12 protein-coding genes are annotated in these 20,774 nt (G+C 63.7%); 8 read left to right on the forward strand and 4 right to left on the reverse strand.

Annotated features, from left to right (window positions below; translation table 11 throughout):
- Window positions 1–8 precede the first annotated feature (8 nt).
- Window positions 9–3,473, reverse strand: coding sequence for a response regulator (locus tag BA022_RS11860; protein ID WP_228403575.1), 3,465 nt, complete (start codon window positions 3,471–3,473; stop codon window positions 9–11).
- Window positions 3,474–3,926: 453 nt separating this feature from the next.
- Between BA022_RS11860 and infA the strand changes: the two genes are divergently transcribed.
- Entirely contained in the window at window positions 3,927–4,196 is a 270-nt protein-coding gene (gene infA / locus BA022_RS11865) for a translation initiation factor IF-1 (RefSeq protein WP_011804098.1), read from the forward strand.
- Here infA and BA022_RS11870 read toward each other — a convergent pair.
- Window positions 4,193–5,254: an NAD(P)-dependent alcohol dehydrogenase gene (locus BA022_RS11870; RefSeq protein WP_088887608.1), complete on the reverse strand. Its 1,062-nt coding sequence runs from the start codon at window positions 5,252–5,254 to the stop codon at window positions 4,193–4,195. The genes infA and BA022_RS11870 overlap by 4 nt on opposite strands.
- A gap of 377 nt (window positions 5,255–5,631) precedes the next feature.
- On the opposite strand from BA022_RS11870, the gene BA022_RS11875 reads away from it, so the two are divergent.
- A complete protein-coding gene (locus BA022_RS11875) occupies window positions 5,632–6,222 on the forward strand; it encodes a DUF4256 domain-containing protein (protein WP_012655634.1) in 591 nt (196 codons plus the stop codon).
- Window positions 6,223–6,316: 94 nt separating this feature from the next.
- On the opposite strand, the gene BA022_RS11880 is transcribed toward BA022_RS11875, so the two are convergent.
- Window positions 6,317–7,219, reverse strand: coding sequence for a LysR family transcriptional regulator (locus BA022_RS11880; RefSeq protein ID WP_088887609.1), 903 nt, complete (start codon window positions 7,217–7,219; stop codon window positions 6,317–6,319).
- Between the two features lie 115 nt (window positions 7,220–7,334).
- Between BA022_RS11880 and BA022_RS11885 the strand changes: the two genes are divergently transcribed.
- The gene (locus BA022_RS11885; protein ID WP_088887610.1) at window positions 7,335–7,970 is read left to right on the forward strand and encodes an NAD(P)-dependent oxidoreductase; all 636 of its coding nucleotides are present in this window, start codon (window positions 7,335–7,337) and stop codon (window positions 7,968–7,970) included.
- Window positions 7,971–8,566: 596 nt separating this feature from the next.
- Here the strand turns inward: BA022_RS11885 and BA022_RS11890 are convergent.
- Window positions 8,567–9,760, reverse strand: a complete 1,194-nt coding sequence (locus BA022_RS11890) for a hypothetical protein (protein WP_228403577.1) — start codon at window positions 9,758–9,760, stop codon at window positions 8,567–8,569.
- A gap of 226 nt (window positions 9,761–9,986) precedes the next feature.
- Here BA022_RS11890 and BA022_RS11895 point away from each other — a divergent pair, with 226 nt between their 5' ends.
- The 5 genes from BA022_RS11895 to BA022_RS11915 all read left to right on the forward strand — a co-directional run bounded on the left by BA022_RS11895 (window position 9,987) and on the right by BA022_RS11915 (window position 20,549).
- Entirely contained in the window at window positions 9,987–10,439 is a 453-nt protein-coding gene (locus BA022_RS11895; protein WP_148665171.1) for a hypothetical protein, read from the forward strand.
- A gap of 222 nt (window positions 10,440–10,661) precedes the next feature.
- Window positions 10,662–12,326, forward strand: a complete 1,665-nt coding sequence (locus tag BA022_RS11900) for a hypothetical protein (protein WP_088887612.1) — start codon at window positions 10,662–10,664, stop codon at window positions 12,324–12,326.
- 233 nt (window positions 12,327–12,559) lie between these two features.
- Window positions 12,560–14,251, forward strand: coding sequence for a glyoxalase superfamily protein (locus BA022_RS11905; protein WP_088887613.1), 1,692 nt, complete (start codon window positions 12,560–12,562; stop codon window positions 14,249–14,251).
- Complete coding sequence (locus BA022_RS19490) at window positions 14,248–18,366, forward strand: hypothetical protein (RefSeq protein WP_228403579.1); 4,119 nt, start codon at window positions 14,248–14,250, stop codon at window positions 18,364–18,366. Before BA022_RS11905 ends, BA022_RS19490 begins: the two co-directional genes overlap by 4 nt.
- Window positions 18,366–20,549, forward strand: coding sequence for a hypothetical protein (locus BA022_RS11915; protein ID WP_088887614.1), 2,184 nt, complete (start codon window positions 18,366–18,368; stop codon window positions 20,547–20,549). The genes BA022_RS19490 and BA022_RS11915 overlap by 1 nt, the downstream gene beginning before the upstream one ends.
- Window positions 20,550–20,774 lie beyond the last annotated feature (225 nt).

Raw genomic sequence — 20,774 nt, forward strand, 5'->3', positions numbered from 1 at the left:
GCGCACGCTCACTTGGGCATCCACACCCTCATCAGCGACAGGAGTTTCTCCACGTCCAGCGGCTTGGCGATGTAATCGTTGGCGCCGGCGGCCAGGCATTTCTCCTGATCGTCCTTCATGGCCTTGGCGGTCAGGGCGATGATGGGCAGACGGCGCCACTCGGGGCGCCGGCGGATTTCCGCCATGGCGGTAAAGCCGTCCATCTCGGGCATCATGATGTCCATCAGCACCAGGTCCACGGTGCTCTCGCCGGCGGCGTTGGCACGTTCCAGCGCCTCCAGGGCCTCGCGTCCGTTGCGCGCGATCTCCACGCGCGCCCCCGTGGGCTCCAACACGCTGGACAGCGCGAACACATTGCGCACGTCGTCCTCCACCACCAGGATGGTGCGCCCTTCGAAAGTGGACTCACGGTCGCGCGCCAACTGCAGCATGCGGCGCCGGTCGTCCGGCAAGGTGGACTCCACCTGGTGCAGGAACAGCGTGACTTCGTCCAGCAGGCGCTCGGGCGAGCGTGCGTCCTTGATGATGATGGACTTGGAGAAGCGGCGCAGCTGCTGTTCCTCGTCGCGCGACAAGTTGCGCCCGGTATAGACGATGACGGGCGGAAAGGACACCTCTTCCTGCTCGGCCATCTGCTGCAGCAGCTCGTACCCGTTCAGGTCAGGCAGGTGCAGGTCCATCACCATGCAATCGAACGTGCTGCCCTTGAGCAGGTCCAATGCCTGCCGCGCGGTGGCGGCGCCCACGATCTCCACGCCGTCGGTTGCCAGCAGGTGGCGCACGCTCTCGCGCTGGCGCGCGTCGTCCTCCACCACCAGCACGCGGCGCATGCTCTGGGTGAATTTGGCCTGCATGTGGCGCAGCGCCTGCTCCAGTTCCTCACGCTTGACGGGCTTGAGCGCATAGCCGATGGCGCCGCGCTCCATGGCCTCCTGCATGTAGTCGGCCACCGAGACCACGTGCACGGGAATATGGCGCGTGGCGGGGTTGCGCTTGAGCTGGTCCAACACGCCCAGGCCGGAGAAATCCGGCAGGTTCATGTCCAGCACCACCGCGCTGGGGCCGTATTCCAGCGCCGCCGCCAGGCCGTCGCTGCCCGTCGAGGCGATGACGCACTGAAAACCCATCTCATGCGCGAGATCGCAAAGGATGCGCGCAAACCGCGGGTCGTCCTCGATGACCAGGATGGTGTAACGCCCCTGTTCCAACTGCGCCCGGTCATCCGGCACGACGTGCACGGGGGCGCATGGTTTTGCCGCCGGGGCCTCTGGCTGGCTCGCATGCGGTGGTTCGGCAGCGCGTCCGGCAAGCGTCGGCGCCGCTGGCATCTTTGCCTGGCGCTCGCCTGCATCGCCGACAAGGGGCGCCGTGACGGGCAGGGTCAGCGTGAAGACGCTGCCTTCGCCCGGCGCACTCTGCACCGCGATGCTGCCGCCGAGCAACTGCGCCAGATCCCGGGAGATCGACAGGCCCAAGCCCGTGCCGCCGTATTTGCGATGGGTACTGCCATCGGCCTGGTGGAAGGCATCGAAGATGCGCTCTTGCTGGTCGGGCGCGATGCCGATGCCCGTATCCCGCACAGCAAAGCACAGCGTGTCGTTGTCTCCTGCGAAGACGCGCATGGTCACTTCGCCGCGCGCGGTGAACTTGAGCGCATTGGAAAGCAGGTTTTTGAGAATCTGCGCCAGGCGCTGCGCGTCGGAGGTTATGAATGCCGGCACGCCCGGCTCCACCACCGCGCTGAATTGCAGGCCTTTGTCCTGCGCCTGGGCCCGCAGCGGCTCCATCACGCCCGCCACCACTTTGGCCACCGTCACCGGGCCAATCTCGACCGAGGTCTGCCCCGCCTCGATCTTTGCCAGATCGAGGATGTCGTTGATGAGGTTCAGCAGATCGGTGCCAGCGTTGTGAATGGTCTGCGCATAGCGGACCTGTTCCGCCGTCAGGTTCTGCTGCTTGTTGTCAGCCAGCAGCTTGGCCAGGATCAGGCTGGAATTCAGCGGTGTGCGCAATTCATGGCTCATGTTGGCCAGAAACTCACTCTTGTACTGACTGGCCTGCGCCAAATCGCGCGCCTTGGCCTCCAGGGCGTCCTGTGCAGTCAGCAGGCGCTGCTTTTGGTACTGCAGCTGCTCGGTCTGCGCTTCCAGCTGGGCGTTGCTGTGCTCCAACTCCGCCTGCTGCGCCTGCATCAGGTTTTGGGACTCCTGCAGCATGCGACTTTGCTGCTCCAGTTCCTCGTTGTTGACGCGCAGCTCTTCCTGCTGGGCCTGCAACTCCTCCGCCTGGCGCTGCGTCTCGTCCAGCAGACTCTCCAGGCGCGAGCGATCCAATGCGCCCCGAACAGCCTGGGCCAACTGCTCCCCGGCGCGCACAAGGAAGTCAACCTCGTGCGGAGCGACCGGGCGGAACCACCCCATCTCGACCACCGCGAGCGCTACGCCATTGAGCACGATGGGCATCATCACCAGTTCGGCGGGCGTGGCCTGGCCCGTGCCGGAGGTCACCGGCAGATAGCCGCTGGGCACGTGGCGCACATGCTGAAGAGTGCGGCTCTGCAGCGCCTGGCCCAGCAGGCCCTCTCCCGCCCGCACGGCCGCCGGGCCGGTGTCGGGCGCCAGTGCATAGCCGCCCATGCGCTCGAAGACGCCGTGGCCTTGCGTCACGTAGATGGCCCCCACCCTGGCATCCAACTCCGTCGCCAGATAGCCGATGACAGCACCCGCCATGTCATGGATGCGCTGCTCACCTTGCAGCCGCGTGCCCAGCCTTACGAGGTTGCCTTTGATCCAGTTCTCGACCTCGCGGCTGCGGTACTCCGCCATGGTCATCACCGCGGACGCACAGGTCAGCAGCAACAGCACGGCGGCACTGCCCCATGTCAGGTAGGCCGAGATGCCAAACGCTCCTTCCCACACCTCCCGCTGGGCCTGCAGTTGCTGCTGTTCGGTGTTGAGCATCTCGCGCACCAGCGTGCGGGTGGTTTCCATGGTGGCTTGACCGTCGCCGCGCATGGCCTCCAGGGCCTCCTCGCGCCGGCCCTCGCGCTGTAGCGCAACGATGTGCGCAAGTTCGGTCATGCGCTTGGTGGCCAACCCCTGCAATTGGTCGAAGCGCTGCTGCTCCAAGAGACTCCCGCGCGTCATCCCGCGCAGCTTTTCCAGGGCCACCGGCACGGCCGCCTGGGCTACGGTGAACAAGCCCAGCGTCTGCTCCTGCCCCGACAGCAGGTAGCCCCGCTTGGCGGATTCAGCGTCCTTCAAATGCGACCAGACCATCTGGATCTGCGTGATCCGTTCGACCGTCGCGTTGAGATTGTCCACGGCTTTCGCGCGCTCGTCGTTGGACCGGTAGGTGAGCACAGCGATCAACAGGGCGGCAAATGCCGCCAAAGCAAATCCCACCAACAGGCGGACGGGAATGCCCCCTCGGATGGCCGCACGGGGCCGAGCATCGGAACTGGAGACAGTCATGTGTGACGTGGAGTAAACATTGCCGCGCGATGATAGGAGCAACGGGTCCCTTGCTCCTGTAGGGCAACGTCTTCACCGCAGCGTATCCCTCTGGCGATCTTATGTCGCACCTGCCAGCAGGGCCAATCCACCAGTGGTCAGCAAGGGTTACGCAATCGTCCTAAACTCCCATCCTTTCCCGCGTTACGCGCGCCCGGGGAAGCAGATCCCCGCAGCGGCAAGCGCCGGCTTCCTACCCCTTCCCTCGGTGATCCGCCGCACTGTGCGTTCTGCAGCGCGCATACGGCCCTTCATTTCACTGCCGCAGGTGGCAACGCGCCAGCGCAGCAAAAGGCGGGCAATACCTCGTCTATCGCGCCGGACGGCCGGCGCGTTCCGCAGCCTGTGCTCTCACAGGCCCCCAGGCAAGGGCATGCCCATGCTGGCTCTTGCCGTCGATCTCAAAGGAGTTCCGTGTCCAATAAAGAGCAGTTGATTGAAATGCAAGGCAAGGTAGACGAAGTGCTGCCGGATTCCCGTTTTCGCGTAGTTCTCGAGAACGGACACACCCTCATCGCCTATTCGGGCGGAAAGATGCGCAAGCACCGCATTCGAGTGCTTGCGGGCGACACCGTGTCGCTGGAGATGTCCCCCTACGACCTCACCAAGGGCCGTATCACCTTCCGTCACCTGGAGCCGCGTGCCGGCGGCGCACCGCGCCGCCCCTCACCCCATCGCCGCTAGGCCCCGGCCGATTCGGCCAACGTGGCGATGTCGATGACGAAGCGGTATTGCACGTCGCCCTTCAACATGCGTTCATAGGCGGTATTGATCTCATCGGCGCGGATCAACTCGATATCCGCCACGATGCCATGCTCCGCGCAGAAATCGAGCATCTCCTGGGTCTCGGGAATGCCGCCGATCAAGGAGCCAGCCAGCGTGCGCCGCTTCATGATGAGGTTGAACACATTGGGCGACGGATGGGGCGACGCCGGCGCACCCACCAGCGTCATCGCACCGTCGCGCCGCAGCAGGCGCAGGAAGGCATCCAGGTCGTGCGGCGCCGCCACCGTGTTGAGGATGAAGTCGAGACTGTTGGCATGCGCGGCCATCTCCTGCGGATGACGGGAAACCACCACTTCGTGCGCACCTAACGAGAGCGCCGCAGCGCGCTTGGATTCAGAGGTGGTGAATGCCACCACATGCGCCCCCATTGCGTGCGCCAGCTTGATGCCCATGTGGCCCAGCCCGCCGATGCCGACCACACCCACGCGATGCCCCGGACCCACCTTCCAATGGCGCAAGGGCGAGTAGGTGGTAATGCCCGCGCACAGCAGCGGAGCAACCGCGGCCAACTGCCCTTGCGGATGGCGCACCCGCAGCACATAGCGCTCATGTACGACGATCTGTTGCGAGTACCCACCCAGCGTGTGGCCGGGTGCGTCCTCGGTCGGGCCGTTGTAGGTGCCGACCATGTGGCCGCAATAGTTCTCCAGCCCTTCGTCGCAATCCTGGCAATGCCGGCAGCTGTCGACAATGCAGCCCACGCCGACCAGGTCGCCCGCCTGGAACGCCGACACCTGCGCGCCCACGGCCACTACGCGCCCGACGATTTCATGCCCCGGCACGCACGGATACAGCGTGCCCGCCCATTCCGTACGCACCTGGTGCAGGTCGGAATGGCACACACCGCAATAGGCAATGCCAATCTGCACGTCGTGCGCGCCCGGCGCGCGCCGTGCGATCTCCAGGGGCTGCAATGGACGGTCGCTCGCGTGGGCGCCGTAGGCTTTGACGGTCATGGGGTTCTCCTGTGAATGGCTCACGCCCCTGTTGTACAGGTTCGGTCCGATGCGTTTCGGAACAGAATCCTATCGGCACTTCCGGCCTGAGGCAGGGCCTGCCTTCCTTCGGGCGTCGCTGGAAGGCAGGGCGTTGCTGGAGTAGAACCGCGTCAACGGCCTGGCCATGCCCCCGACCAAGGAGTTGACATGAAGGACACGATGACACCCCCACACCGTGCGGTGGTGAAACGGCTGCTTGCCCACCTCCGCACCGGCCCGGTGGCGTGAAACCGTGACGTCTATGCCAGCCTACTCGGGGTCGGCATCCCACAGCGCTCGCGTCCAAATAGGTCGCCGCTGGACACGCCATGCGTCGTCGTTTGGGCCCGCTGACGATGCAACAAGCCACCACCCAGGCGCTGAAGGCGCCGTTGCCAGGAGCAGACATGAAAACAGCACAACGTGATGTCCTTGTCCAGACGCTGAAAAAGCGGTTCGAGAGCCACATGCACCGGCACCCCACCGTCGCCTGGGCCGATGTCCATGCACGCTTGAATGCCAACAAACTGAAGGCGCTGCAGGACATGGAGGCAACGGGCGGCGAGCCCGACGTCGTCGGCAGTGCCGCCGCGGACGGAACCTACCTTTTCTACGATTGCACGGCCGAGAGCCCGAGCGGGCGCAGGAGCCTGTGCTACGACGCACAGGCCCTGCATGCCCGCAAGCTGCACAAGCCGCAGAGCAACGCCATCGAAGCGGCTGCGGCCATGGGCGTCACCCTGCTGACAGAGGCGCAGTACCGCGCACTACAGGAGGTAGAGGATTTCGACCAGAAAACTTCGAGTTGGATTTGGACCCCGCCAGACGTGCGCGAGCGCGGTGGCGCGCTTTTTTGCGACAGGCGCTACGGCCGGGTTTTCGTGTACCACAACGGCGCCGAGTCGTACTACGCAGCGCGAGGATTCAGAGCGTCGCTGAACGTCTAGGCCGCACCGCCACCCGCCGTGCTTCCTCGCCGGTGGCCGAGACCACGCTGCCGGGCGTTGCCGCAGTGCCCCCACTTCTTGCCTGCCGCCTGCATCAAGCCCTCCGGAGCATTTCGCCCTTCAGAAGCTCGACGAAGGCGCGCGCCGCAGGTGCAATGGCTGTGCCGGGCGGGTACACGGCATAGACGCCTCCTTTGGGCAATGTCCATTCCGGGAGCAGCCGAACCAGCGCTCCACTGCGGATGTCACTCTCCAAGTGAAGCAAACTGCCAACCGAAACGCCTGCGCCATTGAGCAGCAAGGCGCGCAAGGCAACAGCGGAATCGGTGCGCAGCTTGGGCGCCATGCGCACCGTGATGTCCTTTGTCCCGTTGGTGAATGGCCATGTGAGGGGCGCCGGCAGCAAGGTCAGCGCGATCCACCGGTGATGCGCCAGGTCCTCGGGAGCCTCCGGACGCGGACAGCGGGCCAGATACTCGGGTGACGCCAGGACCGCCTGCCCAAATTCCCCCAGTTTCGCAACCCGCGCGCTTGAATTGCGTAACCACCCCACACGGATGCTCACGTCGATGCCCTCGCCAACGAGGTCTTGCACCTTGTCACTGACCACAAGTTCCAAACTGACCTCGGGATGGCGGACAGCGAACTCCGCCACCACCGGCGACATGACCTGAACGGCATATTCAACAGGCGCACTGACACGCAAGCGGCCACGCAGACCCGATCCACGCGATCCGGCGTGTTGCAGCACCTGCTCAAGCCCCTGCATGAGAGGCGCGCTTTCTTCGAACAACCGTTGCCCCGCATCGGTGAGCGTAACCGTGCGCGTCGTACGGTGGAACAGGGCCGAGCCCAGCACGTTTTCCAGACGACGAATCTGAAGACTCACCTGCGGACGCGCAATGTGCAGACGTTCGGCGGCAGCCGTGAAGCTGCGCGCATCGGCGACGGCCAGGAAAGCGCGCAACAGGTTGAGATCGCCCACGGGGGATGGCATGATTGGTTCGAATTAGATACCAGTATTGTTCTTTTTGTCCTCTTTTTCTGACGATGCGGCAAGAGGATCATTGACCCCGCACCCCGAATCCGCGGGTCAAAGAAAGGAACATTCCATGCGTATCGCACTGATCGGCGCCACTGGCTTTATCGGCTCCGCCATCCGCCAAGAGGCGCTCTCGCGCGGTCATCACGTGACCGCCATCGTGTCCAACCCCGCAAGACTCCCCGCCGAGCAGGGCCTTGAGGTTCAGGGCGCAGATGCCCTGGATTCTCAGCAATTGCGAGCGGTTCTCCGTGGGCACGACGTCGTGATCAGCGCATTCAGTGGCCATGCCAACTCCGACGTATATGGCTATTACCTCAAAGGAATGCACTCCATCATCGATGCAGCGCGTGCCACGGGCGTCCGCCTGCTGGTCGTCGGCGGGGCGGGCAGTCTGGAGGTCGAGCCCGGCGTGCAATTGCTCGACACACCGTCGTTCCCTGAACAATGGAAAGCGACGGCCGAGGGTGCCCGAGCAGCCCTGAAACTGCTGCGCGAAACACCCGATGTGGATTGGACGGTACTGAGCCCCCCGCCCATGATCCACCCGGGAACCCGCACCGGACAGTACCGGACCGCGAACGATGCCGTGATCATGGGCGATAGCGGGCCCAGCGACATCTCGCTGGAGGACTACGCGGTCGCCATGGTGGATGAAGCAGAGTCCGCGAAACACCTCGGCCGGCGCTTCACCGTGGCGAACTGAGAGCGAACTGAGAGCGAACTGAAAACGAACCGAAAGCCCCGTGCCGGTTCGCGCCCGACCCGGGCCGATCCTCTGCCCCGGCTTTCGCTGCACCAATGAAACACCGATGCCGGCGATAGGCATCGTTGGAATACCACAACCGGGCGGCGGCAACCGTCGCTATTCGCGCCAAATAAAGTCGTAAACAGCGAACTAGCATCCACGCGCACTTGCGCCTTGCTCTTCCGTGGAGCGCGCACGCTAAAGTCGTAAACTCATCGACGACGCATTCCACAGCCTAATATCGACAGCACCGCACACAGCGCTCTCGTGCGGAATGCATACAACATCAGTTTTGGCTTGCAGACCTTAGGGAACACCTCACCGTCAAGCTGAGCGAGCAGAACTCGGCCCCACTCAAAAGCACATGGCGTAGCTTGCGGACACCTTTCCACCGCTTGTCTACCAGTGGAAGTCCACTCAGGTTACACGCGCTTAGCACCGCTGATGCTTATTTCCAAGTTATGTAAACTGGGTAAGCGCATAGTCATGACATTGCTCAGCTACGACTATGGTGTCCATGGACATCGGCGGGTCGATGCCTAGCCTCACTTGCACTAGCGGCGACGGAACGGCTCTCCTGGCGATGAGTTGTGGCGCTCGTCGGCGATCTCAAACAAGCACTGCAAATAAGGCTGCACTTCCGTCCAGCGCGCTCTCTCATCGTAGAACCGGGCCAGCGTCCGCGTGGCCTCTACAGCATCAGGCCATTTCTCAGCAATGCTCACGCGGGTCATCGCTTCGCGGCTATCTTGCTCGTCATGCAGGTGGCCGTCCTGAGCTCCGTAGGTGTGAAATTCCACGATGCGTCGGGGCTGAGGCCACGCGGCGTCTTGGCAAGTACCGCCGGGTGGCGAGGCCTCGCGGGTAGCATGGGCTGCCGCAAAGGAGTCTTGGACGGTATGCAGGACCGAGCCAAATGCAACGTGGTGCAGGTAAGGCAGCAGCTTGTCCTGTCGTCCAAGGACGTAGAGATCTGAGACACGCCACTGTGTGCAGCCAAAGTGCTCCTGGAGCGTTGGATTGTCCAGATCGCGCAGGAAGGCGTCGGGTTTGATTTCTCTCGATGCAACCTTCCATGCGAACTCCAACCAATCCAAAACCTTGGCACGGGTGGCACCTGGATGTACGCCCTCCTCGCTGGCCATGGCATGCAAGAACTGCAGATCACCAAAATGGGAGCGGGTCATCAAGTTACCGCGCTGGATGCCAGCAGCTTTGCTGCAGCCCACGATGGGCTTGATCTGGGCTTTCTTTTCTGCATCCTTGAATAGGCAGTACCAGCACAGCGGTTGTGTCGAGAAGCGAATGGTTTCTGACACTTTGCAGGACTTGCCCAGGTAGGTGCAATTGCCTTCCTCAGTGGACAGTTTGAAGGGTGGCAAGTCGTTCCATCGGACCCCGTAGATGACATAGGGCGTCGCGAATGGAAGATCGCGAGCGCTACAGACAGGGTCTTGAGCAAGGCCAGCCGGCTCCACCGGGCAACCCATGGCAATCTGGGTGATCTCCTCATGCACCCGCCCTTTGATCAGAACGCCCAAACGACCTGCGACCGTAGCTAGCGAGTCTTCAGTCTCGTTGGTAAGTTTGGATTCAAATGCTGAGCCCATGGGGGCGATTTGAAAAGCGGCGGCTGCACTGCAGAGGGTCAAAATACCTGCGCCCACAGCCAGTGCGCGAACGCCATTGAATGCCTGTTGCAGTGAAGACTGGCGATGGCGAATTTTGGTGTGCTCTGTGCCTTGCATGTCTCTCCTCCCGAGCCATAACTTTAGGCAGATTTAGTATTTGGGCAAGAGATATAGAAACAGGGGGAAAGCGCCCCACGTGCAACACTGTTGGGGGCAATGTGCGGAGCATGGCACTCCTGTCAGGTTTCGGCTTTAGGCTGGTTGCAGCCGCTGAGATTTGGCAAGCCTGTGACCGCTGCCGCCGATACCAGACGTTGGCCTGTTATCTGACTAAACGTCCGCTGTGCACTTCAAACCGGAAGTTGGCCTTGTGGAGATGCGTAGGAACCTGGAGGTGGTCAATTTTCGAGATGAGCTGAAGAAGTACACGGCCCAACTCGCATCAGCCAGGCCACTCGAATTGGACGATGTCGTGAAGGAAGTGAACCACGGACTTGCATCCCTCGTGCAGCGACATGCCAAGGCAATGGAGGAAGTCAAAGCGAAGTACTGGCCGAAAGTCGCCGGCGTGGCCGCCGCCACTGCGATGGGCGGCTTGGCCGGAGGCGCCATGTCTTTCTTGCCCGCGCTCGCCGCCGTCTCCGCCGTGGCAACGCCAGTTGGCGCGGCCATCGGGGCGCTGGGAGGCGGAGCCCTGGGCGTCGTGAAAGAGCTCGCTGGCGCTAAGGCTGAACGAAATCAGCTCGCAAGGCATTCGTTGGTCGGCATGCTTGCGGCCGCGAAGGCGCACAAGTAGTTCACCAAGGCTTCGTTGACAGCGAGAGCGGTCGTTGAATACCATCTGCCTGCGGTTCAAGCCGAACCGCGGGCAAGTTGGCGCCCATCAGTGCACGCACCAGGTTCTCCTGGCACGGTGAAGCCCAGTTGAGACGCAGTACCCCGACCCCGGCTCTTTGAACTCCCGGAAGGCCAGACAACGCGTGCCGTCCCTACGTGTCTTCCCCGAAGGAGCTCAACTGTGGCCAAAGTGAAGGCGCCGCGCGCGCCGCTGTCCCCCGAACTGCAAGCTGCCGCTCTCTGGACCTACGTCCAGGCGAAGCTGCCACGCTTCTCATCGCAGACCGCTCTCGCGGTCGTCAACAACCTTGAGCCGCTCCCCGGGGAAGACCTGAAGCACCTGGCCAAGCGGCTGAAGCCGCTGCTGGAGCGCCAAGGCATCCGAATCAAGCACACGGCTTGCCTAGAGGCGGCTGCCCGGATGCTCGGTGCGGCGAACTGGCACGAGTCCGAGTACAACGGCCCGGAGCCGACGCTGGAACTGACGGTACTTGCAGGCTCTGGGAACGGAGTGGACCAATACTTGGGCAAGGTCGAGACCTTTGCCACCTGGCGCGAAGCCGTGCCGCGCATGGCGCACTGGTGCGACCTCCGCTACGCGCAGTCGCCCGTGAAGACCTTCAAGGTGCACGTCGGCGAGGACTACGTGATGGTCGGCACGCCGGAGCCGCGCGGACCGGATAGGCCGGGCGACTTCACCAACATCCCCATCTTCACCCTTCGACCCCGCGACGACCGCAGCGAGTGGCTTGAGGCCGCGCCGAGTGCGTTTGAAGCACTGCGTCGGCACTTGGAAGAACGTGGCGTGGCCGCCTTGGAAGGCATCGCCGTCATGCAGCTGCTGCAGCGGTACTCTGACCCGAAATACGCCTTCGGCCTCGGCCGCGCAAGCGTCACCGGGGACGCCCCGAACGCAGAACTGGTCCTGCTGCGCGACGACGACGAACTGAACCCGCACAACGCGTTCGAGATGGCGCGTGGAGACGAAATGACGTGCTGGGCTCAGCTCGAGCTGGCTTCGAGCGACCGTGGCGGCACCGATTCTGCGAAGGTGGACGGCCGCAGCTGGGTCATTGGAGACGCCCGATACACGTGGGAGCTGCACATCATCCGGCCGAAGGAGTACGTCCCCGGCCTCGAGATGCGCCAATTGAACGAAGAGGACACGGAGCGCCTGCTTCGCCGTTTTCGGCTGGTCAAAAACATCTTTTCTGGTCGCGTGCGGCACCACGAGGTGCTGAAGCGGATCGAGTACCTGGGCGGTCCCCGCGAAAAGTACCGCGTGGACCTGCACCGACTTCTGCTGGCCGCAAAGGCCGCCGGGCATACGTGGGAAAGCCTCTTCGAAGCGATGGGAGTCAAGGAGACGATGCAGGCCGAGCTGCCGGTCGGCTTCATCATGAGCGCCGCGGAGTTGCTGTCCCCCAAGAAGCCAAATGTGTTCTTCGCCCTACCGAACATCTCCGAGATGGCACGCGCCGATGACGACCTCGTACTTCGCACGCTGCTGCCGCGTGTCGACACAGTCCGCTACCGGACCCACGACGTGTCTGAAGAAAAGAAGCCCGTGGTGCGGGAGGCCGTGGAGGAGCTCATTGACAACCTACGGATCCGCAAGATGCGCCAAGTCGGCATGTTTGCGAATGAACACGACCTGCCGCTGCTTGTTCACGCCCACGACGGCGAGGAGCTGCGCCTGACGCTGAAGGAGCACGGTTTGGTGGTCTACGCCGGCGTACTCCCGAACTTCTTTCCGCTCGACGACCTGGGTGACAAGTTCAAGGGCACGAACGTCGCGCCGTTCGCGTTCGGGCACGCCCTGTACCTGCACATTCAGCCTGAGTGACCTGAAAGCGGGGCAGGCTTGCTTCGCCTCAGCAATTTCAGTAATATCAAAGCGCGGTTCGTAGCCGAATCGTAGGCAAGTTGGCGCCTGTCAGTGCACGCTAGCTCGGTGGTGCGGCCCTGAGCAACCGGCAAAGCCAGTTGGTAGTACCGAATCGAATCCCGGCTTGGTGAGTTTCAGGAAAGCCGGACAACGCGTGCCGTCCCGAGTGGCTTTCCGTATGGAGCTCATCAGTGACAGCCATTGCCTCCGCGGCCTACGCCGCCCATCCTCTCGATGACGAGTCCCGCGCCATGGCGCTGTGGACCTTCGTCCAACTCAAAACCCCTCGGTTCTCCAGCGCTGACGCACTGGCAATCGTTCGCGACCTCGGGCTGCAGCCCGGGTCTGAGGTCAAGGCGCTCGCAAAGCAGCTGCGAGCGGCCCTGCAGGCCCGGGGCATCGCACTTAAGCACACCAACGCCCTCCAACTCGCCGCGCAACTCGCCGGCTTCAAGAGCTGGCATGAGGGCGGGTCAGTTTCCACGAAGAAGCCCCTCTCCCTTCGCTTCCATGCCGCCACGTGGCTGAATCGCGAGCTCGAGGACTGGGACGACGCGGTAGACGTCATCTCCGACTACTTCCTTGGCGACATCAAGGCGAAGGGGCTCCGGAGTTACCGGTTCGTGTTCATGCCGGGCGCCTTGGGCATCCAACAGCCCCTCCTCGAGGCCCACAACGCAGTTGGCCGACGCGTGCCGCTGCTGGAAATTGTGTGGGACATGGATGATTCCAGCCAGCTGCGCGCCGCGGTGACCGCTGCCGAACGCGTGCGCCGGCGGTTCGAGGAATCCGAGCACCAGGCAATCGTCGACGGCGTGGCCGCCATTCAGTACTGCCTTCAGAACCCCCATCCGGAGGGACACCCAGACGACCCGCTCAACAGCGAGCTTGTCGTCTTGGACTGCGACCCGGGACCGTACTCGGCGGCCGAAGTGGCACGGGGCAACGAGCTTCAGTGCTGGCGCGAGCTCGTGAACCTGATGGAGGACAGCCACCTGGAGCCCGCATCGCCGATTGAGCTGGACGGCCTGGACTGGGTGTGCTCGCCCACAAAGCGGTACCGGTGGCAGTTGCAGACGTTGCGGTCGACGGGTGGAGCAGTTCCTCAGATTGCCACGCGAGAGCTGACCCGCGACGAAACCGCGAAGCTGCTGCGCCGTCGCAACCGCATCGTCCGGAACCGGAACTACATGGTTCCGGAGGACACCGTCCGTCGGATGCAGGTGTTCGACTCAGAACGGCCTGATGTCATGGTGCATTGGGGCGCGGTGTCCGCGCATGTCCTGGCTGACCGCGTTCCGCGGGAGGTCGTCGACCAGGCGCTCGGTATGCGAAAGACCGGCGAGAAGCTCAGCCTGCGCGCGTTCGAGAACCTGTCGACAGAGTTGAACGCCGACGACCCGCAGTCGTTCATCCTGCTGCCGGCGCGCAAGCAACTCGCCTTGCTCCAGGACGATGGCTTGCTGCGAGCGCTGGTATCGCGCATCGAAGACGTCGAGCCCATCATGCCGAGAGGCCTGGACGATGAGCGCGCAGAGAAGGCGCAGGAGCTCGTGAACAGCTTCTGCGTCTCCCTGCGGATGGACGCTCGGGACGACGACGCGCCCATCAACTTCGTCATGCCGCGGCACAGCCCTTACCTGATTAGCGCCGGGGCCGGGAAGGACCTCCTTGATGGTCTGGCGAAGCTCGGTCTAGTCGCGTACGGCGGGCTCACCACGCTTGCCCGCTGGGTCACCCGGAACGGGAAGGACGGCAAGGAGCGCTACATCCGGGCCTGCCGGGCGCTGCTCCTGGACATCGACTATGCGGAGTCAGTGCCCCGGGGGACGAAAAATGCGTTCTCTGGTTCGCTAAACGGGGACGAGGAGGAAGCCAAATGAGCTTCAAGACCCCCAGGACCGCCAGCGCTATTTTCCAGAGAGGCTTCAAGGAGCCGTATCTCAAGGCCTCTGAGCGTCCCTTCGTCAAACTGCTGAACTGGTACACCGGGTTCGGCAAGACCTACACCGCCGCGGCGTTCAGCATCGAGCTGTTCACCAAGTGTGATGTCATCCCGGTGTTCATCGCCCCGCTGCAGTCGCTCGTTGCCGGCTTCAGCGACGAACTGGCCAAGCACCAGAAGGTGGGCGAGTACGCCGACGAAATCGAAGCCGCCATCAAGGAGCGGGGCTTCGCCATTCCCATGCACCGCCTGTACTCAATCGAGTACCACCTGAACGACCGCAGCTTCTTCCAAGCCTGCCTGGCGCTCGTCGGCTGGCTCGAGCGGCACCAGAACCTGTTCCCGCGGCTGGAGACATCTGTCAAGCACGCCGACACGGACAAGAGCGTTCGCGCGCGGGTCAACGAGCTCCGGCAGAAGGCGCTCTACTGCGAGAAGTCAAACTTCCTGACCATGGCCACCTCGGACGACACGTACGAGGACACCCGAACGGCCTACATCAAGGCCGCACAGCGGGCCCGCACGTTGGCGGACGGCCTGGTCTGGCGTCTCATCAAGTTGGACGTCGAGACGCGCCACTTGAAGCAGGACGCCGACCGGTTCATGCGGGCGAAGGAAGTCGCTGAACTGGTTCGCCGGCTGCACCCCCTGCAGGCCTTCCTCGACAACCCGGGCGTCATCGTTAGCACCGCCTCCAAGGCGCAGGTCGGCCACCAGGTCTACGGTCCTGACGGCAAGGGCGGCTTCAAGGCGCACAAGTACGACAACCTGCCGCTCTTCCTGGAAGAACTGAACCGGGACGGCAGCTACTTCGGCCGGCTGGTCTCTGGCCGGCCGGACTCCGCCCGCGTCGTCACCTTCGTCGACGAGGAAGAAGACTCCTACTGGTACCTCTTCGACCAGCGCAAGTCCGTGGTGAACTCCGGCGGGCGCAACGACCTGAACCTGGTCATCTCCGAGTTCTTCCAGTACTTCGACCTGCGCTGGCCCATGGCCTTCGAAAAGCTGCGGCGCGACGGCCCGACGGACCTCGCCCTGGCCACGAAGGTGTACGACCACCTTGAGCACTTCGCACTAGTCAGCAAGGCCGTCGAGGATGAATTCGCGATGGAGGTGTCCCGCACCAGCGCGAAGTACATCAACGACGCGCGCCGGGTGGAAATCCTGCGCAAGCACCTGACCGCCCAGGCACCGGCAACGGCCACTCGGTTCGATGACAACGAGCTGCTGCTGGTCCTTGCGCAGCTCCATGACCGCAACGACGCCCACGCCGACTTCAAGCGGTTCCGGCAGAAGGCCCGGGTCCTCAAGCGCATCCGAGACTACGTCCTCACCATCACGCGCCAGGGCAGCACCGCCTACGAGACCTTCCGGGACCTGCACGAGCTGGTCGCCAATAAGAAGTTCTTTACCATGAGCCGGTCGACCTACGGCGAGGTCCTGGACCAGCCCGGGCAGACGTTCTTCACAGAATCCGCCAGCGTCATGGACACGGAGTTCCTGCGCCAAGTGCAGCTGACCCGTGACACCGCCCACCAGACCATTCGGCTGGACTACCACGACGGCGACGTGCCTGCGGACGCGTTCACGCTGCTCGACTACTTGAACCTGGTGGTCTTCATGGCGTCGGTGCTGGCCGCCACCAGCGGCGAGAACGCCATCGAGATGTCCAAGACCGACCAGGAGCGCTACCCGAGCCTGGACCGCTTCCGCTCCGACGTTCGTCGTCTGTTCGATGGTCGCGCGACGGAGGAAGGCCTCGCGGCTGAGACCAGCGACAAGGAGCTGCTGACGGACACGTTCCTGTTCAAGGACACCAAGAGCGTGGTCACGCTCGAGGAGAGCCGGAACCAGCACGAGGAATACAACATGACGGCGGACGTCAGCTTGACGCTGACCATCACGTCGCTGCGTGCTACCCCCGAAGAAGACATCGTTCACGCACTCGGCCGCACGAACGGCGTGTACTTGATGAGCGCCACCGGCGGCCTTCAGTCCGCGTCGTCTGGCGCCTTCAACACGCAGCACCTGAAGCGGTGCCTGGAATCCCGCGGCGGCCTGTTCGCCGAAATGGGAGAGGACGAGCTGGAGGTGGTGTCCGCTCATGCCGAGAAGCAGCTCAAACGGCGTGAGCGGAAAGTCGTCATCTTGGACGACCGCGACCCGGCACGAACTTTCGCCGTTTCTCGCAGCTTCAAGGGCCTGCTGCAGGTGTTCGAAGACGCAAGGCCGAAGAAGGATGAGCCCGGCTATGCGCAGATGAACAGCTACAAGCGCGACGAACTCACCGGCCTGGTGGCCAGCCTCGACAAGATGCTGTCCACGTCGATGCGCTCGGGCCTGGTCCTGTGCCAGACCACGCAGCACGTGCGCAAGTGCCTGATGCGCTTGGCCAACCAGCATACCGGGCTGGTGACCCAGAACGACACGACGGGTGAGCTCTTCACCATCCACCCGCGCGCGCTTCCCAGCTACCGTGATTTCGGGCCCACCGACGACATCACGGTCGTCCTGTACTCCGCCGCGCGCTTCCGCAAGCGTGACAAGACGAAGACGGGCGCGCTCGAGGAAGAGGATGACAAGGGCCTATTCAGCGAGGACCTCGAGAAGGCCCTGGACATCAGCAACAAGAAGCTGCTGCTGTGGACTGCCTACAAGTCAGCGTCGCGCGGCATCAACTTCCTGACCCGCCACCACGGCAAGAAGCAGGACTTTGAGCTGTTCTGCTTGCTGAACGACCCATACTACACCCGGCACACGCGCCCTGGGTCCGCAGGCTTCTCGATGGAGATGTTCCAGAGCTTCGCCCAGGTGATTCGGGACGAGAACGAGAACTGGGCGTCCATGTCGAAGGGCGACCTGCTGTTCGAGTACTCGCGCAACAAGTGGCGCCGGCTGCGCAAGGAGCACTTCATCGACATCACGCGAACCGTCTTTCAGGCGCTGGGGCGCGGCGAGCGCTCCAACGAGCAGATGCCGACGCAGCACCTGTACGTGAGCTCAGAAGCGGCACGCATGGTGCACCTGGGACTGCGGCATGCGCCGGAGCTGCGAAAGCGGGCGTCGCCCGCCCAGCGCGCGGTGCTGGAGCAGATTCGCGTGCACAACATCGAGACCGGCATCTTCCCCTCTGACGACAAGCGGCAGGCCGACCACCGGGACAGCCTCAAGAAGGCAGTCGCATTCCGGAAGTTCACCAGCCAGACGCCGGCGCGCTTCCGTTCCGACCCGGCAGCGCGCACGACCTGGGAGCGCATGTTCGATTCGCTGATGTTCAGCGACCCGCTGAAGTACCTGGAGAAGCTCGCAGCTGCCGGAATGCCCGCAGAGTACCGGGACGGCTGCTTCGTCGAGGTGCCAGCCATGGCAGACGCGTACACCGTCGACTTCGGTGCCGCGGGCATGGTGGAGCGGGTCATCACGGACGCTGCGGACGGTGCTGACGCCTACAACTGGATTGGCATGGTGGCGCCGGAAGGGCTCATCAGCCAGCTGTCGTCCAGCACGCAAGGCCTGCTGAAGGAGTGGCGCGGCTTCAAGCTCGCGGACAAGACCAAGCGCCTGCTGCCGCAGCCCTGGTTCGTGACTGAAATCATGAAGGGGTACGTCGCGGAGCTGGAGTTCGAGCAGTACATCGGAGCCCAGTTCAATGTGTGGCCGAAGAGCCTGCAGCTGGGTGGCGGCCCGGTCGAGTACCTGCCCCTTGCGGACCACCCGCTTTACGCGGAGCTCTACCAGCTGTTCGACTACTACCTCGTGCCGCAGCCCGGCGTGCTGGTGGCTGTGGACCTGAAGAACTGGGCGCGCAGCACCGACAGCTTCAAGAAGCAGCAGCTCCAGGAAGAAGCCGAGAAGAAGCACCAGCGCCTGCGCGATCTCCTTCCCGACCACAAAGTACATGCGCTGTACGTGAACCTCTTTGGCGCCCACAAGTTTGCGGTGACCAAGCCGCCGGCCGGAACCATTCGGTTCATGTCCCTGTACGTGCCGAACACCGGCACCGACCTGTGGATGCCAAACGCCAATCTCCGCGAAGCGGTTCTGGGGAAGTAATGCCGATTCGCCGTCTTGACCCCAACGAGGTTGCGCACGCCCGCCTGAGCGCGCTGCGGTTCACCGTGCCTGTCGCCGAGGCCGCCCGTGCACTTGCGAGGTGGCAGGCCACCCAGGGCAGCCTGCTGGTCCCGATTGCTATCCCGCTGCCAAGAGCGACGGAGGACTCGCCCAAGCGGGTGAGCTTCTTCCGGCACCGCGCGAAGCTCGTGCGAGTGCAGATTGCCAAGGAGCTGGGTCTTGACGGCGACGCAGCCCTGAAGCTGTCTTTCTCCATGTCCAGCAAGGACGCGTGGTACCTGGGACCGCGGCCGAGGCTCGACGCTCAGACGATGCTGGACGCCGTGGCAGGCAGCCCGGGCAAGTTCATCGAGCTGATGCTGCTGAAAGAGCTGATTGAATCGTCTGCCCTGGATGCGCAGGACACGTTCGTCGGTGGCGGGTTCGGACCCGGCGTGTATTTGGGAAGCGCCAGCCAGGCTTCGAAAAAATACCTGCAGCTGGCGGAGGCGGAGTACTCGGTCAACACGAAGCACGGACTCCTGCTTTGTGATGTCACCGCCAAGCGGTTTTCACGCAAAGCCACCGCGTCCGCCGAGACGGCGGCAGCTACCCGACTGGCCAGCGCCGGCGAGGGCTTCCTCGTTGGCGTGACCCGCATCGCTCCAGACGAATTCTTCGAGCAGGACGGTCGCAAGTCGCCGATGGAGGGGCTGAGCCTCGACACAGACAAGATTCGCCGGTCGCGCTTCTACTACCTGAACCTTCTGACCGAGTTCGCCATCCGGCTCTTCACCAAGGCTGGCGTCCCGTTCGCACGCGAGACCTTCGCCGCCACGCACTGCGTGGATGACGCCTACATCCCGCTAGAGCCGCTGGCCAGCCTGCAGCAGCCTCTGACCGTGGTGAACGCCACGGCTGAAGCGCTGGACGCCGACGCGCTGGCGCCGCTGGCGCGCTTCCCTGAGTACCTTCCGGGCTACCACATCGCCGGCGGCAAGAAGACTCACTTTCCTGCACCTGACCTGCAAGTGGCCGCCGCGGTTCCCGACGAGCTCCTGCCCAACGTCAACTACCTCTTCCTGAACGGCCAGGGTGACGAGGACCTGGGGAGCGTCCGGTTGGCCAAGGCACCGTCCACCGAGCTTCAGCCCGCGAAGACGTCAGCCGCCTATACGGCGCTGGCGAAAGGCGAAGGCAAGGCTGACCCCTACACGGAGGCCAAGTACCGGCACCTGCTCGCCCGTGACACCTTCGTGGTGGCGACACAAGGCCTTGACTACGGTCCCAAGGACCTGGCGTCCCTTCGGCCGGGCAAGGCTGACAACGCAGAAGGCCGACAGCTGCAGGAGGCCCTGAAGCGCTGCCTGGTGGAGCTGTCCCTGAAGGAAGTGCTCCTCGGTCGCAAGCCGGTCATGGTGCCTTCCATGCCGCCCGGTACGCCGGCGAGCCTCACGTTGCTGGCTACCCGTCGCACGCGCCTCCCCGGCCGCGCGGACCCTGAGCAAACCATTGCCGCGGTCGACGTGCGCGTGCTCGGCGACACCATCGAAGTTGTTCGCGTGCGCCGCACGCCCTGGGGCAACAGCGGCGCAGTGCTGGATCTGGTGTTCGAGTACGACTTCCTGCAGGAGCAAGGCAAGGACGCCGTCCGCGACGGCCAGTTCTGGGTGGTCGACCAAGCCACCAGGGAGCGCCTGACCGTCTGGGCTGGCGCCTTTGTTCCCAAAATCATCCTGAACGACGCCTACGAAGGCATCGAGCACGCCATTGCCGCTCAGGACGGCCACCTCGCCGAGCGGCGTGAGGAAGGAAGCAAGGCACGATTTCTGTCGAAGGGGCGCGAGTTCAACCTGCTCCCGTACTACATCTCCATGTTCAAACCCGAGCACGCAAAGCACGGCGAGCGGGTGGGCTTGCGCATGCCCGTGCAGGACTGCGGGACGTACGTGCGGGTGTTCGTACCCCCAGAGGGCGGTGTCAGCGGCTCGGGCGATGCGCTCTCCGGAATGCGAGACGTGATGCACTACGGTGCCGGTGGGGCGCTCACGATGGCCGGCCTCTTGGACCTGCCTCTGGTGCAGCTGTACCTGCACACCATGACCAACGGAGTCCTGGTCGGTGGCGACAATTCGAAGATGAGCGTGCTGGAGAAGCTCGCGAGGCTGGCGCTCGAGAACTAAGGGGAGCGTGTGGCGGCGGGGTACCCGGAGCGCCCCGTTGTTGCGCCCAGCCAACCTCGCAGAAAGCGCCAGGCGGAAATGTGAGATTTCGCGGCCGCCACCCGGCAAAGAATCCCGAATTCGACCCGCCTCCGACGCCAGCTTCTTGGCCGAAACTCCAGATTGCCCCGCCAATCGCGGAATTCCCGGTTCGCGAGCGCGGTCAGGGCAACGAAACCCAATCGC

This window comes from Diaphorobacter nitroreducens, assembly GCF_002214645.1.
GTDB lineage: Bacteria > Pseudomonadota > Gammaproteobacteria > Burkholderiales > Burkholderiaceae_C > Diaphorobacter > Diaphorobacter nitroreducens.

Bases quoted from the DNA above. Each gene is read 5' to 3' on its own strand.
- BA022_RS11860 (WP_228403575.1), bottom strand. From the start codon at position 3,473: ATGACTGTCTCCAGTTCCGATGCTCGGCCCCGTGCGGCCATCCGAGGG.
- BA022_RS11880 (WP_088887609.1), bottom strand. From the start codon at position 7,219: ATGCCATCCCCCGTGGGCGATCTCAACCTGTTGCGCGCTTTCCTGGCC.
- BA022_RS11875 (WP_012655634.1), top strand. From the start codon at position 5,632: ATGCAACAAGCCACCACCCAGGCGCTGAAGGCGCCGTTGCCAGGAGCA.
- BA022_RS11915 (WP_088887614.1), top strand. From the start codon at position 18,366: ATGCCGATTCGCCGTCTTGACCCCAACGAGGTTGCGCACGCCCGCCTG.
- BA022_RS19490 (WP_228403579.1), top strand. From the start codon at position 14,248: ATGAGCTTCAAGACCCCCAGGACCGCCAGCGCTATTTTCCAGAGAGGC.
- BA022_RS11890 (WP_228403577.1), bottom strand. From the start codon at position 9,760: ATGCAAGGCACAGAGCACACCAAAATTCGCCATCGCCAGTCTTCACTG.
- BA022_RS11885 (WP_088887610.1), top strand. From the start codon at position 7,335: ATGCGTATCGCACTGATCGGCGCCACTGGCTTTATCGGCTCCGCCATC.
- BA022_RS11870 (WP_088887608.1), bottom strand. From the start codon at position 5,254: ATGACCGTCAAAGCCTACGGCGCCCACGCGAGCGACCGTCCATTGCAG.